The 14,472-nt window shown below is 74.0% G+C and carries 16 protein-coding genes and 1 riboswitch; of the genes, 10 read left to right on the top strand and 6 right to left on the bottom strand.

Going from position 1 to position 14,472, the window contains the following annotated elements; translation table 11 throughout:
- Positions 1 to 9: 9 nt before the first annotated feature.
- Both HCC30_RS23145 and HCC30_RS23140 read right to left on the bottom strand, forming a co-directional pair.
- Positions 10 to 729 carry an allophanate hydrolase subunit 1 gene (locus HCC30_RS23145; protein WP_169444684.1) on the bottom strand — a complete coding sequence of 240 codons (720 nt, stop codon included), beginning with the start codon at positions 727 to 729 and terminating at the stop codon, positions 10 to 12.
- Complete coding sequence (locus HCC30_RS23140; protein WP_240979831.1) at positions 726 to 1,481, bottom strand: 5-oxoprolinase subunit PxpA; 756 nt, start codon at positions 1,479 to 1,481, stop codon at positions 726 to 728. The genes HCC30_RS23145 and HCC30_RS23140 overlap by 4 nt, the downstream gene beginning before the upstream one ends.
- Before the next feature lie 113 nt (positions 1,482 to 1,594).
- On the opposite strand from HCC30_RS23140, the gene HCC30_RS23135 reads away from it, so the two are divergent.
- The 5 genes from HCC30_RS23135 to HCC30_RS23115 all read left to right on the top strand — a co-directional run bounded on the left by HCC30_RS23135 (position 1,595) and on the right by HCC30_RS23115 (position 5,985).
- On the top strand, positions 1,595 to 2,326 hold the full coding sequence (locus tag HCC30_RS23135; protein ID WP_169444683.1) for a GntR family transcriptional regulator: 732 nt from the start codon (positions 1,595 to 1,597) through the stop codon (positions 2,324 to 2,326).
- A 210-nt stretch (positions 2,327 to 2,536) separates the two neighbouring features.
- Entirely contained in the window at positions 2,537 to 3,262 is a 726-nt protein-coding gene (locus tag HCC30_RS23130) for a DUF969 domain-containing protein (protein WP_169444682.1), read from the top strand.
- The gene (locus HCC30_RS23125) at positions 3,259 to 4,227 is read left to right on the top strand and encodes a DUF979 domain-containing protein (protein WP_169444681.1); all 969 of its coding nucleotides are present in this window, start codon (positions 3,259 to 3,261) and stop codon (positions 4,225 to 4,227) included. The genes HCC30_RS23130 and HCC30_RS23125 overlap by 4 nt, the downstream gene beginning before the upstream one ends.
- Before the next feature lie 55 nt (positions 4,228 to 4,282).
- The gene (gene pcp, locus HCC30_RS23120) at positions 4,283 to 4,942 is read left to right on the top strand and encodes a pyroglutamyl-peptidase I (RefSeq protein WP_169444680.1); all 660 of its coding nucleotides are present in this window, start codon (positions 4,283 to 4,285) and stop codon (positions 4,940 to 4,942) included.
- The gene (locus HCC30_RS23115; protein ID WP_169444679.1) at positions 4,939 to 5,985 is read left to right on the top strand and encodes a DUF2891 domain-containing protein; all 1,047 of its coding nucleotides are present in this window, start codon (positions 4,939 to 4,941) and stop codon (positions 5,983 to 5,985) included. Before pcp ends, HCC30_RS23115 begins: the two co-directional genes overlap by 4 nt.
- A 4-nt stretch (positions 5,986 to 5,989) precedes the next feature.
- Here the strand turns inward: HCC30_RS23115 and HCC30_RS23110 are convergent, their stop codons facing one another.
- A complete protein-coding gene (locus HCC30_RS23110; protein WP_346776774.1) occupies positions 5,990 to 6,397 on the bottom strand; it encodes a nuclear transport factor 2 family protein in 408 nt (135 codons plus the stop codon).
- A gap of 324 nt (positions 6,398 to 6,721) precedes the next feature.
- Between HCC30_RS23110 and HCC30_RS23105 the strand changes: the two genes are divergently transcribed.
- A complete protein-coding gene (locus HCC30_RS23105) occupies positions 6,722 to 7,882 on the top strand; it encodes an alkaline phosphatase PhoX (RefSeq protein WP_169444677.1) in 1,161 nt (386 codons plus the stop codon).
- Between the two features lie 60 nt (positions 7,883 to 7,942).
- Here the strand turns inward: HCC30_RS23105 and HCC30_RS23100 are convergent, their stop codons facing one another.
- The gene (locus tag HCC30_RS23100; RefSeq protein ID WP_169444777.1) at positions 7,943 to 8,431 is read right to left on the bottom strand and encodes a GNAT family N-acetyltransferase; all 489 of its coding nucleotides are present in this window, start codon (positions 8,429 to 8,431) and stop codon (positions 7,943 to 7,945) included.
- Between the two features lie 169 nt (positions 8,432 to 8,600).
- Here HCC30_RS23100 and HCC30_RS23095 point away from each other — a divergent pair, with 169 nt between their 5' ends.
- The gene (locus tag HCC30_RS23095; RefSeq protein ID WP_169444676.1) at positions 8,601 to 8,921 is read left to right on the top strand and encodes a nuclear transport factor 2 family protein; all 321 of its coding nucleotides are present in this window, start codon (positions 8,601 to 8,603) and stop codon (positions 8,919 to 8,921) included.
- 65 nt (positions 8,922 to 8,986) lie between these two features.
- Here the strand turns inward: HCC30_RS23095 and HCC30_RS23090 are convergent, their stop codons facing one another.
- Both HCC30_RS23090 and HCC30_RS23085 read right to left on the bottom strand, forming a co-directional pair.
- Positions 8,987 to 9,256: a ferredoxin gene (locus HCC30_RS23090; protein WP_169444675.1), complete on the bottom strand. Its 270-nt coding sequence runs from the start codon at positions 9,254 to 9,256 to the stop codon at positions 8,987 to 8,989.
- Positions 9,257 to 9,259: 3 nt separating this feature from the next.
- Complete coding sequence (locus HCC30_RS23085) at positions 9,260 to 10,711, bottom strand: aldehyde dehydrogenase (RefSeq protein ID WP_169444674.1); 1,452 nt, start codon at positions 10,709 to 10,711, stop codon at positions 9,260 to 9,262.
- A gap of 218 nt (positions 10,712 to 10,929) precedes the next feature.
- Between HCC30_RS23085 and HCC30_RS23080 the strand changes: the two genes are divergently transcribed.
- From HCC30_RS23080 to HCC30_RS23070, 3 genes are all read left to right on the top strand, one after another.
- Positions 10,930 to 12,048 carry an MBL fold metallo-hydrolase gene (locus tag HCC30_RS23080; protein WP_169444673.1) on the top strand — a complete coding sequence of 373 codons (1,119 nt, stop codon included), beginning with the start codon at positions 10,930 to 10,932 and terminating at the stop codon, positions 12,046 to 12,048.
- 97 nt (positions 12,049 to 12,145) lie between these two features.
- Positions 12,146 to 12,239, top strand: a riboswitch (cobalamin riboswitch).
- Between the two features lie 184 nt (positions 12,240 to 12,423).
- Positions 12,424 to 13,764 (top strand): prenyltransferase/squalene oxidase repeat-containing protein, encoded by a 1,341-nt coding sequence (locus HCC30_RS23075; protein WP_169444672.1) that lies wholly within the window; start codon positions 12,424 to 12,426, stop codon positions 13,762 to 13,764.
- The gene (locus HCC30_RS23070; protein WP_346776767.1) at positions 13,761 to 14,468 is read left to right on the top strand and encodes an SCO2322 family protein; all 708 of its coding nucleotides are present in this window, start codon (positions 13,761 to 13,763) and stop codon (positions 14,466 to 14,468) included. The genes HCC30_RS23075 and HCC30_RS23070 overlap by 4 nt, the downstream gene beginning before the upstream one ends.
- Positions 14,469 to 14,472: the final 4 nt, after the last annotated feature.

Raw genomic sequence — 14,472 nt, 5'->3', positions numbered from 1 at the left:
TCCCGGTGCTCACGGGCGCTCCTCCCCCGGGCCGGACGCGCGGCGCCGTCCCGGTTCCGTTTCGGGTTCCGCTTCGGTCCGGGTCTGCGCAGCGACCGGGACGAAGCGGACATGCGTGCCGGGGGCCAGGAGCGCCGCGGGGCTGCGGCCCGTGTCCCACAGGGTGGTGCCGACGGCGGTGCCGATGAGCTGCCAGCCGCCCGGCGAGGAGCGCGGGTAGACGCCGGTGTACCCGCCCGCGAGGCCGACCGCGCCCACCGGCACCCGGGTGCGCGGGCTGGAGCGGCGCGGCACGTGGTACTTCTCGTCCAGCCCCGTCAGATAGCCGAAGCCGGGCGCGAACCCGCAGAAGGCGACGCGGAATTCGGTCGCCGCGTGCAGCCGCCCGACCTCCTCGGGGGCGACGCCCCACAACCCGGCCACCTCGGCCAGGTCCGGGCCGTCGTAGCGGACCGGGATCTCCACGGCACGCGCCGCGTCCCGCACCAGCGGCGGGACCTGCCAGTGCGGGAGCTGCGCGGCCAGCGCGGCGGGGTCGGCGAGCCCGTCCAGCAGGACGGTGCGGGCGCCGGGGACGATCTCCCGGGCGGCCGGGAGGCTGCCGTCGGCGCGGCGGCGCAGCACCTCGGCGTGGAACGCCTCGGCGGCCTCGGCGGTGGGGAGCTCGACGAGCAGGCCGTGCCGGCCGACCGGCAGGACCACCGGCGCGTCCGGCGCCTCGCGGTTCACGCGAAGGCCCGCACGGTGACGCCGGCCGAGGCCAGTTCGGCCCGGACCCGTCCGGCGAGGGCCGCGGCGCCCGGGGTGTCGCCGTGCACGCAGAGCGAGCGGGCGCGGAGCGGGAGCGCGGCGCCGTCCGCCGAGGCGACCTCACCGTCACGGGCGATGCCGACGGACCGCTTGATCACCTCGTCCGGGTCGTGCACCACCGCGTCCGGCTCGGTGCGGGGGACGAGGGTGCCGTCGGGGCGGTACGCGCGGTCCGCGAACGCCTCCTCGACGACGGGGAATCCGGCCCCGGCCGCCGCCTCGTGCAGCCGCGAACCGGGCAGCCCGAGCACGGGCAGCGGCTCGCCGCCCGCCAGGCGTACGCCCTCGACGACGGCGGCGGCCTGCTCGGCGTCGCGCACCGTCCGGTTGTAGAGCGCGCCGTGCGGCTTGACGTAGGAGACGCGGGACCCTGCGGCGCGGGCGAAGATCTCCAGGGCGCCGATCTGGTAGGCGATTTCGGCGGCCAGCTCGGCGAACGGGACGTCCATGGCGCGGCGGCCGAATCCGGCCAGATCACGGTAGGAGACCTGGGCGCCGATGCGTACCCCGCGCTCGGCGGCGAGCTCGCAGACCCGGCGCATGGTGGCGGGGTCGCCGGCGTGGAAGCCGCAGGCGACGTTGGCGCTGGTGACCGAGGACAGCAGGGCCTCGTCGTCGGTGAGCCGCCATCGCCCGAAACCCTCGCCGAGGTCGGCATTGAGGTCGATCATCCGAAACATTTGAAGCAACGTACGGCGTTGTTCAACAATCTGGCAAGAGCTGTGTTGTCTCCTCGGCTTTTCTCGGCTTGACTGACGCCCAGCACCCGCCCCGGGAGATGACGATGACCGCCGACACCGCCCTTCCGCTGTCCGAACTGGCCGCCGACCGCGCCCTGCTGGGACGCACCAGCACGGCCGAACGCGTGGCGGGCATCCTGCGGGAACGCATCGCGCAGGGCCTCTTCCGGCCCGGCGCCCGGCTCTCCGAGGAGCGCATCGGCCGCACCCTCGGCGTCTCCCGCAACACCCTGCGCGAGGCGTTCCGGCTGCTGACCCACGAGCGGCTGCTGGTGCACCGGCTCAACCGGGGCACCTTCGTCCGGGTCCTCACCGCGGCGGACATCGTGGACATCTACCGCGTACGGCAGCTCGTCGAGTGCGCGGCGCTGCGCAGGCTCGCCGACTCGGGCACGGCGCCGTACCGGGTGGACGCGCTGGAGGCCGCCGTGCGCGCGGGCGAGACGGCGGCGCGGGACGGCGTGTGGACGGACTGCGCCACCGCCAACATCCACTTCCACCAGGCCATCGCGGGCCTCGCCGGGAGCGACCGGACGGACGAGATGATGCGCGGCGTCCTCGCCGAACTGCGCCTCGCCTTCCACGTGATGGACGACCCGCGCCGCTTCCACGAGCCGTACCTCACCCGCAACCGCGAGATCCTCACGACGCTGGGCGCGGGCGACGCGCGGCAGGCCGAGCGGCTGCTCGGCTTCTACCTGGAGGACTCCAGGCGGCAGTTGATCGAGGCGTACCCGCACGCGCCCGGACCGGACGGGCAGCAGCACCGGAACTGAAGGCGGGCGAGCCGCTCCCCGGCACGCCCCCTTTCCGCACGCGCGTACGCGCGGTTCTCCCAGGTCGTCCGCGTACGCCGGCGCGCCGCCACCGCTTCGGCATCCGGCTCTCGCAACCCCTTGTGGGATCGTTGAACGATCCTCTAGCCTCCCGGCATTCGCTTCAGTCCTCCCACTGACAGCGCCCCATGCACGGAAGGCCGAGAACGCATGATCGTTCTACTCGGCGTCCTCGTGGTCATCCTCGGATTCGCCACGCGACGCAATCCCCTGCTCGTCGTCGGGGTGGCCGGGATCGCCACCGGACTGCTGGGCGGGCTCTCGCCGGCCGGGATCCTCAAGACCTTCGGCGAGAGCTTCGCGTCCAGCCGTTCGGTGACGGTCTTCGCCATCACCCTCCCGGTCATCGGCCTGCTGGAGCGCAACGGCCTCCAGCAGCAGGCCCGTACGCTCATCGGCAAGCTCGGCAAGCTGACGACCGGCCGGTTCCTGACGCTGTACCTGCTGCTGCGGCAGCTCACCGCGGCACTCGGCCTGCAGACCATCGGCGGCCCGGCGCAGAGCGTCCGGCCGATGATCGCGCCGATGGCCGAGGCGGCGGCCGAACGCTCCAACGAGGGGCGTCCGCTGCCCGAGAAGGTCCGCGAAAAGGTGAAGTCGCACGCGGCGGGCACCGACAACGTCGGACTCTTCTTCGGCGAGGACTGCTTCCTCGCCATCGGCTCCATCCTGCTCATCACCGGGCTGGTCAACAGCACCTACAACACCCATCTGGAACCGCTGCACCTCGCGCTGTGGGCGATACCCAGCGCCGTCTGCGCCTTCCTCATCCACGGCGGGCGGCTGCTGCGCCTGGACCGCAAGCTGGAACGTGAACTCGTCGTCGCGAACGCCGAATTCGCCACCGCCGACGCGACGAAGGGGAACGCGAAGTGATCCGTTCCGAATGGTTCTTCTGGCTCGTCGGGGCCGCCTTCCTGGTGATGGCGGCGCAGATGGCCACCGACCGCACCAACCCCAAGCGCTACGGCTCCGCCGCCTTCTGGGGCCTGCTCGGCGGCTGCTTCTTCTACAGCACCGGCGTCGTGCAGAAGTCCCTCCCGGCCGAGCCGCTGGGCGTCGCCGTCCTCGCCCTCATCTGCATCGGCGGGTTCAACCGCACCGCGAAGGGCGTACCGGACACCACCAGCGAGAAGCAGCGCACCGAACTCGCCGCGCGCTGGGGCAACAAGCTCTTCATCCCGGCGCTGACCATCCCGGTCGTCGCCGTCATCTGCGCGGCCCTCGTCTCGAAGTGGCGCATCGGCGGCGAGCCCATCCTGGAGGAGGGCAGCGAGACCATCCTCGGGCTCGGCATCGGCGCCGTTGCCGCGCTGCTGGTGGGCATGGCCGTGCTGCGCGAGCGGCGCGTCTCCGTCCCGATCCACGCGGGCCGCGGGCTGCTGGAGTCCATGGGCTGGGCCCTGCTGCTGCCGCAGCTGCTGGCCGTGCTCGGGGCGATCTTCCAGGCGGCCGGGGTCGGCACCCAGGTCGGGAAGATCACCGAGGCGATCCTGCCGGACGGGCAGCGGCTCGCGGCCGTCGCGCTGTACTGCGTCGGCATGGCCGTCTTCACCGTCGTCATGGGCAACGCCTTCGCCGCCTTCCCGGTGATGACCGCGGCCGTCGGCTGGCCCGTCCTCGTCGAGGGGATGGACGGCAACGCGGCCGCCATCCTCGCGATCGGCATGCTCGCCGGATTCTGCGGAACGCTGGTGACGCCGATGGCCGCCAACTTCAACATCGTCCCGGCGGCGCTGCTCGAACTGAAGGACCAGTACGGGCCGATCAAGGCCCAGGCGCCGACCGCCGCCGCCATGCTGGGCTGCAACATCGCGCTCATCTACTTCTTCGCGTTCTAGCGGGCTCCGCCCCCTCCTCCTCTCCCGTCCGTTTCTCCAGGTGGTGTTCCCGACCGTGTCCTCAGCGCCTCCCCGCGTGCTCGTCACCGGCTTCGAACCCTTCGGCGGCGAGTCCGAGAACCCCTCGTGGCTCGCGGCCCGGCTGCTCGCCGACGGCTCCCCCGACACCGAACCGCGGGTCACCGCCGTGCAGTTGCCCTGCGTCTTCGGCGCCGCGATCGAGCGGCTGCGCGCCGCCGTCGCCGAGCACCGGCCCGAACTGGTGCTCTGCCTCGGCCAGGCGGGCGGACGGACGGGCCTCACCGTCGAGCGCGTCGCCGTCAACGTCGACGACGCCCGCATCCCCGACAACGCGGGCGCCCAGCCCGTGGACGAGCCGGTCGTCGCGGGCGGCCCGGACGCGTACTTCGCGCCGCTGCCCGTGAAGGCCTGCGTGGCCGCCTCGCGCGCGGCCGGGGTCCCGGCCTCCGTCTCGCAGACCGCGGGCACCTTCGTCTGCAACCACGTCTTCTACGGACTGGCCCACCTGGCCGCCACCGAACACCCCGGACTGCGCGGCGGTTTCGTGCACGTGCCGTACGCGCCGCAGCAGGTCACCGAGCGGGGCGAGCCCTCCATGTCGGTCGCCGACATGGCCACCGGACTGCGCGCGGTGCTCCGCGCCGCGCTGGGCACGACGACCGACATCCGCGCCACGGGCGGAGCGCTGCATTGAGCCCCGACGGCACGGGCCCGCTCGGGGAGCGCGCCGCGAACTTCGCGCGCCTCGCGGCCGAGAACGTCACCCGCGAGTACCCCAACGCGCCCGCGCACCTCGTCGGCGGCCCGGACGAGCTGATCCCGCCCCGCGCCCACCACCCCGCGTTCTACGGCGCCTACGACTGGCACTCCTCGGTGCACATGCACTGGCTGCTGGTCCGGCTGCTGCGCCGGCACCCGGAGCGGATCGAGGCGGACGCCGTCCTCCGCGTGCTCGACGCCCACCTGACCCCGCGCGCGCTCGCCGTCGAGGCCGACTACCTGCGCAGTCACCCCTCCTTCGAACGCCCCTACGGCTGGGCCTGGTTGCTCGCCCTCACCGCCGAGACCGCCGCCCTCGCGGACGGGGACGGCGAACCGGCCCGCCGGGCCCGGCACTGGCACGCGGCGCTCGCGCCCGCCGCCCGCACCGTCGACGAGCTCGTACGCGCCTGGCTGCCCAAGGCCACCTACCCGGTGCGCCACGGCACGCACGCCAACAGCGCCTTCGCGCTCGGCCTCGTCCTGGACAGCGCGGAGCGCGCCGGGGTGCCCGGACTGGCCGGGCCGGTCGGCGCGGCGGTGCGCGGCTGGTACCTGCCGGACCACGGCGCCGCCACCCGCTGGGAGCCCTCCGGCCAGGACTTCCTCTCGCCGCTGCTGTGCGAGGCGGACGCGGTGCGCCGGGTGCTGCCCGCCGCGGAGTTCGCGCGCTGGCTCACCGCCTTCCTGCCCGAGCTGGGGGACGAAACGGCCGCCGCCACCGGCCCGTTCCTCACCCCGCCGCGCGTCTCCGACCCGGCCGACCCGCAGATCGGCCACCTGCTCGGCCTCTGCCTCAGCCGGTCCGCCGCCCTCACCCACCTCGCCGGCGCGCTCCCCGACGGCGACGCCCGCCGCCCGGTGCTCACGGCCGCGGCCCGGACCCATCTCGGCGCCGGCCTCCCGGCCACCACCTCGGGCGACTTCACCACCGACCACTGGCTGGCCACGTTCGCGGTGCTGGCACTGGAGGGGTGAGGCGTCAACCGGGGGCGTTCTCGGGGGAGTTGGCGTCCTCCCCCGGCGGTACGGGCGTCCCCTGGTGGTAGTACAGCCGCCAGGCGCCTCTCGCGTCCCGCCGCCAGAGCGAGCTGCGGAGTGACCGGCGTCCGGCGTACTCCGCCTCATACGTCAGGTGGACCAGGCCCGGGGCGAGGCGGGTGCCGGACAGCCCGGAGAGGGCGATGCGCGGGCCGTCGGCGGAACCGCCCGGCAGGTCCGGGAGTCCGGCGAGCATCTCCTCCCGGGTCCAGCGCCGGCCGGAGGCGCCGACCTCGGTGAACTCCGGGTCCAGCAGCGCCGCGGCGCTCTCCCGCGAGCCCCGCACCGCCGGGTCGGCCAGCCGCACCTCAGCGGCGACCGCGTCCGCCACCGCACGCCCTTCGTCCACCCCGTACCCGGTACCTACGTCGGACGTGTCGGGTCCGTCGTACGGGGCACCCCCGGCGTGCGGTCCTGGCCCGCCGATCCCGCTCGTCCGGCCGGTCCCGCCGTGACCGTGCCACTGCTCGTTCCGTTCCGCTGCCGTCATGCCTCCACCCTGCCCGCCCCGGACGGCCGGGAGGCCCGGCGCCACCGTGCGAGACTGCGTCAACCCCGCGGCATTCACCGGCAGTTGCCGTGCAGGCCATGCCCGGCCGTTACATTCCGCGGCGTTCGCCCCCGGTGGCCGCACCCCGTCACCGGCCCCGCATCTCTGTCGAGTGGAGACACCGTGGAACGTCGATTCTTCCTCCGTGGCGCCGTGCTCGCCGGTTCGGCCGCCGCCTTCGGCGGCACGCTCTGGCGCACGGCCGCCGCCGCCGCACCGGCCCAGCCCGGCGCCGGCCCGTACGGTGCGCTCGGCGCCGCCGACGCCAACGGCGTCCAGCTGCCGAAGGGCTTCACCAGCCGGGTGATCGCCAGAACCGGCGGCAAGGTCACCGGTACCGACTACACCTGGCACCCCGCCCCCGACGGCGGCGCCTGCTACGCCACGGACGACGGCGGCTGGATCTACGTGTCCAACTCCGAGGTCACGCCCGGCGGCGCGGGCGCCGTCCGGTTCGGCGCGGACGGCGGCATCACCGGCGCGCACCGGGTGCTCGACGGCACCCGCAACAACTGCGCGGGCGGCAGCACCCCGTGGCACACCTGGCTCTCCTGCGAGGAGGTCGACCGCGGCTACGTCTTCGAGACCGACCCCTGGGGCGCGAAGGACGCCGTACGCCGCGACGCCATGGGCCGCTTCAAGCACGAGGCCGCCGCGGCCGACCCCGAGCGCAAGGTCGTCTACCTCACCGAGGACGAGTCCGACGGCTGCTTCTACCGTTTCCGGCCCACCAGTTGGGGCGACCTCTCTGCCGGCACCCTGGAGGTGCTCACCATGGGCGAGGGCACCGAGGGCAAGGTCGGCTGGACGGAGGTGCCCGACCCGACGGGCGGCGACGGCCGGACCCGCCACCAGGTGGACGCCGCCAAGCACTTCGACGGCGGCGAGGGCTGCTACTACGCGAACCACACCTGCTGGTTCACCACCAAGGGCGACAACCGCGTCTGGCAGCTCAACTGCGCCGACGACACCATCGAACTCGCCTACGACGACGACCTGGTGGACGCCGGCGACGCCCCGCTGACCGGCGTCGACAACGTCACCGGCAGCACCTCCGGCGACCTCTTCGTCGCCGAGGACGGCGGCAACATGGAGATCTGCGTCATCACCCCCGACGACGTCATCGCCCCCTTCGTCCGCGTCACCGGCCACGAGGAATCCGAGATCACCGGCCCCGCCTTCTCCCCCGACGGCACCCGCCTCTACTTCTCCAGCCAGCGCGGTCCCACCGGGGCCGACACCGACGGCGTCACCTACGAGATCACGGGGCCGTTCCGGTCGTAGGGGGCTGTTCCGTGAGGGGCGTCCCGGGCCCGGGGCGCCCCCGTCGGGAGCGTGCGCGGCTCAGAGAACGCAGTACATGACCCGGAGCCCCACGTAGCCCTCGGTCGGGTGGTGGAAGCCCTCGGGGAGGGTGCCGAGGGTCTGGAAGCCGAGGTGTTCGTAGAGGCGGATGGCGTGGGTGTTGGTCTCGACGACCGCGTTGAACTGCATGATGCGGTAGCCGGAGGAGCGGGCCCAGTCGAGGGAGTGCTCGCACAGGGCCCGGCCGACGCCCTTGCCCGCGTGTGCCGGGTCCACCATGTAGCTCGCGCCCGCCACATGGGAGCCGGGGCCCATGTGGTTGCGGGTCATCCGGGCCGTGCCGAGCACCGTCCCGTCCTCGTCCTGGGCGATGACGGTGCGCGTGGGAGGGGGCGCCATCCACAGGGCGCGGGCCTCCTCCTCGGGCATGTCCACCGGGTAGGTGTAGGTGTCGCCTGCGGCGGCGATGGTACGGAAGACGGGCCAGACGGCGGGCCAGTCGGCGGCTTCGGCCTCACGGATGTGCACGGACATGCGGCACAGCATGCCCCGCTCCCCACGGCTCCCGCCAGTGCGTTTCCCACCGGCTCGGCCTGCGCCGACGAACGGGTGACGGTCGTCCGCGGGGCGCCGCCGAGGTGCTTGTCTGGGTCGCGCACGCAGCCCCGGTACGTACGCACCCGAACGTGAGGACCTCGTGATCGACACCGAAAAGCTCAGCGATCCGGCCGTCCGCGCCTTCGTCACCGCCGTCAACTCGGGTGACAGGTCCGCCTTCCAGGCGACGCTCGCCCCCGGCGCGACCATGTCCGACGACGGAACCGAGCGGGACCTCGGCGACTGGACGGAACGGGAGATCTTCTCCTCCGGCGGCCACATGGACGTCGAGTCGGAGGGGGACGGCGGCCGCTCGCTGGTCGCCCTGTACCGCAACGACACCTGGGGCGCGATGCGCACCGCCTGGAGGTTCACCGTCACCGACGGCCGGATCAGCCACTTCGCCACCGGCCAGGCCTGAGCCGTCCGACGGGCCCGAGCAGTTGGCGGCTCGGGCCCATCCCCCTTTTCCCTGCCGGGAGTTGGTCACTCGTCGGGCGGGAAGACCGGTTCGTCGGTGGCGGTGAGGGTGATGAGGATGGCCTCGGCCGGGCAGCCCTCGGCGGCCGAGAGGACGCCGTCGTCCGCGTCCCTCCGGGTGGCCAGGGGGCGGGCCTGGCGGGCGCTGTTCAGCTGGAAGGCGTCCGGTGCGGTGCTGACGCACAGGCCGGAACCGATGCACAGCCCGTGGTCGACCTCGACCGTCCAGCGCCCGGAACCGCCCTCGGCCTCGTCATCCGTCCGTTCCCGCTCCACAGTTCAGCCCTCCGCCGGGAGGTGGATCATCTTGTGCTCCAGGTACTCACCGAAGCCCTCGGGGCCGAACTCCCGCCCGATGCCGGAGTTCTTGTAGCCGCCGAACGGTCCGAGCATGTCGATGCTGAAGGTGTTCACGGAGTAGGTGCCGGTGCGCACCCGGCGCGCGAACTCGGTGCCGTGCGCCGGGTCGGCCGTCCAGACGCTGCCGGAGAGGCCGTACTCGGAGTCGTTGGCGATGCGCAGCGCGTCGGCCTCGTCGTCGTAGGGGACGAGGCAGATGACGGGGCCGAAGATCTCCTCGCGGGCGATGCGCATGCTGTTGCTCACGTCGCCGAAGAGGGTCGGTTCGACGTACCAGCCGGTGTTCTGGGAGGCCGGTTTGCCGCCGCCGACGAGGAGTTTGGCCCCCTCCCGCTGCCCGAGCGCGATGTAGTCCAGCGAGCGCTGCTGCTGGCGGCGCGCGACGAGCGGACCGACCTCGGTGGCCGGGTCCATCGGGTCGCCGACGGCGAGCCCGGTGGCGGCCGCGGCGAAGCGTTCGGCGATCTCGTCGTAGTGGCTGCGCGGGGTGAGGATGCGCGTCTGGGCCACGCACGCCTGGCCGTTGATCATCCACGCGAACGGGGTGATGCCCGCGACGGCGGCGTCCAGGTCGGCGTCCGGGAGGATGACGGCGGCCGATTTGCCGCCCAACTCCAGGGTGACGCGGGTGAGATTGCGGGAGGCGACCTCCATCACGCGCTTGCCCGCGGCGACGGACCCGGTGAAGGAGACCTTGTCGACGCCGGGGTGCCCGACGAGGTACTCGCTGACGTCGCGTCCGGCCGGGAGGATCGACAGCACGCCCTCGGGCAGCCCCGCCTCGGTGGCGATGTCGGCGAGGACGTAGGCGTCCAGCGGCGTCTCGGGCGCGGTCTTGAGGACGACGGAGCACCCGGCGAGGAGCGCGGGCGCGAGCTTGGCCGCCGCGGTGAACTGCGGGACGTTCCACGGCACCACGGCGGCGACCACGCCGACCGGCTCGCGGCGCACCAGGAGCGAGCCCAGGGCTCCGGCGCGCTCCTCCTCGAAGGTGAAGTCGCGGGCGACGGCGATGGCACTGTCCCAGGCCATCATCGCGGCGAGGGACTGCACCATGACCCCGGCGGTGACGGGGGTGCCGTTCTGCGCGCCGATGAGCCGGGCGAGTTCGTCGCTGCGCGCCGCGACGGCGTCCTTGATGCGGGTGACGACCTCGATGCGGTCGGCGAGCGGGGCGTCCGCCCAGGCGCCGGAGTCGAACGAGCGGCGCGCGGCGGCGACGGCGCGGTCGACGTCCTCGTGCGAGGCGTGCGGGGTGCGTCCGATCGTCCGCTCGCTGTGCGGTGACACGACGTCGATGGTCCCGGTGCCGGCCGGGTCGGTCATCCTGCCGCCGATGTAGAGCTGTCCGTGCTCGATGAGGTCGCTCATCGTGGCCCTGCCTCTCCCGCGTCTGCGAAGTACGGCCCGCGGTGCCTGGCGCTCCGCGTCACCGGTGTGCCGGGTGCGGCCCTGGTGCGTCGCTTCCTTCCCAACCCCGTGCGTACCGGCGCGGGTTGTACCGTCGGGGCCGGGTTGCTGACGACGCATCAGAACTGTAACCAGTTCTCGTTATAGTGGGCAATGGATGCGCCGACGAGGAGGCCCGCATGACGAACACCCCGCAGGTGACCGACCACGGCGGCGGGGTGTGGAGCATCCCCGTCCCCATCCCCGACAACCCGCTCGGCCACACCCTGGTGCACGTCCTGGACACCGACGCGGGGCCCGTCCTGATCGACACCGGCTGGGACGACCCCGGCTCCTGGGACACGCTCGCCGCCGGCCTCACCGCCTGCGGCACCTCGCCGGCCGAGATCACCGGCGTCCTCGTCACCCACCACCATCCCGACCACCACGGCCTGTCGGCCCGCGTACGGGAGACCTCCGGCGCCTGGATCGCCATGCACCCGGCTGACAGCGAGGTCGTACGGCGCACCCGCGAGGTCCAACCGGCCCAGTGGCTGGACCACTTGACCGGAAAGCTCACTGCGGCAGGAGCACCCGAGGAGCACCTCGCGCCGCTCCGCGCGGCCCGCTCCGGCGGCCGCGCACAGCCCCTCCCCGGCAGCAGGGCGGCCCTGCCGGACCGCGACATCGTCCCGGGCGAGCTCCTGCCGGGACTGCCGGGGCGGCGGCTGCGCGCGGTGTGGACGCCGGGCCACACCCCCGGCCACGTCTGTCTCCACCTGGAGGAGCGGCACCCGGCCTCGGCCACCGTCACAGACGCCCTGGAGGACGGACGCGGCGGCTTCGGGCGGCTGTTCTCCGGCGACCATCTGCTCCCCGGCATCACCCCGCACATCGGCCTCTACGAGGACCCGGAGGACGACCCGGGCCCCCACCAGGGCGCCCCTCCCCCAACCTCCGGCCGGGGGGACCCCCTTGGCGACTACCTCGCCTCCCTGGAACGGATCGCCGCGCTCCGTCCGGCCGAGGTGCTGCCCGCCCACCAGTACGCCTTCGCCGACGCCACGGGGCGGGTCGCCGAACTGCTGGAGCACCACGCGGCCCGGCTCGCGGCGCTCCGCGCCCTGCTCACCGGCCGGCCCCGCACGCTGTGGGAGACGGCGCGGGCCATGGAGTGGAACCGTCCCTGGGAGCAGATCCCCGCGTCCTCGCGCACCATCGCACTGTCCGAGGCGGAGGCCCATCTGCGGCGGCTGGTGAAGCTCGGCCAGGCCGAGGCCGTACCGGACACCGACCCGGTGCGCTACCAAGCCACGTGACGGCCCCGGGCCCCTCTGCCCGGGCGGGACCGCACCGCCGGGCCCGGGGGCGCGCGGCTAGAGTGGACGGGACAGACAACGCCTCCGTCCGGGAGAAGCCGGTGCGAATCCGGCGCTGACCCGCAACCGTGAGCGGACCCGCGGACCGTGCGCACCAGTCGGCGCGTACGGGCCCGGGCACGCGAGCCGGAGCGCCGGGACGGAGGCCAGGCTCCCGGAGCCGTCGCCCGCCGTGCGGTGGGGCGGCTGCTCCAGGCACCGTCGAGGTATACGGAGCCGGGCCCGGTGTGGCACCCGCGCGGCGGCGAACGCGTGCGGGGGCGCGGCCGTGCACGGCGTCCCGTCCGAAGGCCGCTCACACCGAAAGGCAACGTCATGCTCCTGCGCCGCAGCGCGGCGGTACTCGCCGCCGCCACCGCGCTCTGCACGGCCGCGGTACCAGCGGCCTCCGCCGCCCCGGGAACGGCGCCGGCGGCGCACGCCACCGCGGACAGGCCGGGCGGGGACGAGCTGCCGGACGGCCTGTACGGCACGGCCGACCCGAAGTACGACGGCGTGTGGCGGCAGTCCGTCGCCCTGCTGGCGCTGGAGGCGGCGGGCGCGACCCCGGCGCCGGAGGCGGTCGACTGGCTCGCCGGACAGCAGTGCGAGGACGGCTCCTTCGCCGCGTACCGGGCCGACCCGGACGCCGGGTGCGACGCCGGGAAGACCCCGGCCGACACCAACGCCACCGGCGCCGCCGTGCAGGCCCTGGCGGCGGTGGGCGGCCGGGACGACGCGGTGAAGAAGTCCGTGGAGTGGCTCCGTTCGGCGCAGAACGAGGACGGCGGCTGGGGCTACAACTCCGGCAGCCCGTCCGACGCGAACTCCGTCTCCGTCGTCATCGGCGCCCTCTCCGCCGCCGGGCAGAAGCCGCAGGACGTGCGCAAGGACGGCAAGTCGCCGTACGAGGCGCTGGAGTCGTTCCAGCTCGGGTGCGACGCGGAGCCCGGCGAGCGCGGCGCGTTCGCGTACCAGCCGGACAAGGACGGCGGCCTGTCCCCCAACGACGACGCCAGCGCGGCGGCGGCCCTCGCCGGCACCGGGCAGGGCCTGCTGCTGGAGAAGCCGCTGGACGGCAACGGCGGCAGCGAGCCGGTCAGGCCGCTGGACTGCGGCAACGGGCCGAAGGGCGACAGGAGCGAGCAGGACCGGAGCCGTACCGAGTCGGCCGACGCGGGCGCCTCGTACCTCGCGTCCGTCGTGAAGAAGAACGAGGGCCACCTCATGTCCGTGATGCTGGGCGCCGAGAAGGAACCGGACTACGGGAACACCGCCGACACCGTGCTCGCGCTGGCCGCCGGCGGGCACCGCAGCGAGGCCGACTACACGCTGGCCTGGCTGGAGAAGAACCTCGGCACGTGGGACAAGTCCGAGAAGGACCCCGCCGCGATCGGTTCCGTGATGCTCGCCCGGCACGCCGTCGGCCAGAACCCGGCCACCGGCGACGGCGGCACGGACCTGCTGCGGCGGCTGAACGCCACCGGGCCGGAGCCCGCCGAGATGCCCAGCGGGCAGCAGGGCGAGCAGCCGTCGGACGACACCGGGGCCGAGGAGAAGAGCGGGGACGACAGCGGCAACTCGGTCGCCATGTGGTCCATGATCGCGGCCGGGCTCGCGGCGGGGGCCGGCATCGGCTTCCTGCTGAGCGGCCGCCGCAAGAAGCAGGACAAGTGAACCCGCCCGTGCCCACCGCCGTTCCGAAACGCCGCACCGCGACCGTCCTGCTCGCCGCCCTGTGCGCCACGCTCACCGTGCTGCTCGGCGGCGCACTCTCCCCTGCGCACGCCGCGGACCGCGGCTACCGCTACTGGTCGTTCTGGGAGCGGCCGGACGGCGAGAAGTGGTCGTACGCCACGCAGGGTCCGGCCACCCTGCGCCCCGAGGACGGTGACGTCCTCGGCTTCCGGTTCGCCCTGAGCGAGGACTCCGGGAGCGCGGCGAAGCCACGCGGCGAGGCCGACTTCGCCGCCGTCTGCGACGGCACCCAGGGAAAGCAGGGGCACAAACGCGTCGCCGTCCGGATCGACTTCGGCACCGCGAAGGACGCGCCGCGCGGCGAGAAGCCGCCCGAGGCCCGCTCCGGCTGCGCCCTCGTCGAGGAGGACGCGACCGCCGCCGACGCGCTCGCCGCGACGGCCGAACCGCTGCGCTACAGCTCCGACGCGCTGCTGTGCGCCGTCGAGGGCTACCCGGAACGCGGCTGCGGCGAGCAGGTCTCCGGCAAGGAGGACGACGGGCGGGCGAGCGAGACGCGGAAGCGGGACGGGTCCGAGGCGGACGGCGGTGGGCTGCCGACCGGTGTGGGCGTCGGCATCGGCGTCGCGGCCGTCGCCCTGCTCGGCGCCGGGGCGGCGTGGCAGGCCCGCCGCCGCCGGTGACCGT

The organism is Streptomyces sp. HNM0574 (genome assembly GCF_012726235.1).
Lineage (GTDB): Bacteria > Actinomycetota > Actinomycetes > Streptomycetales > Streptomycetaceae > Streptomyces.
This window is presented reverse-complemented; position numbering and strand designations above follow the sequence as displayed.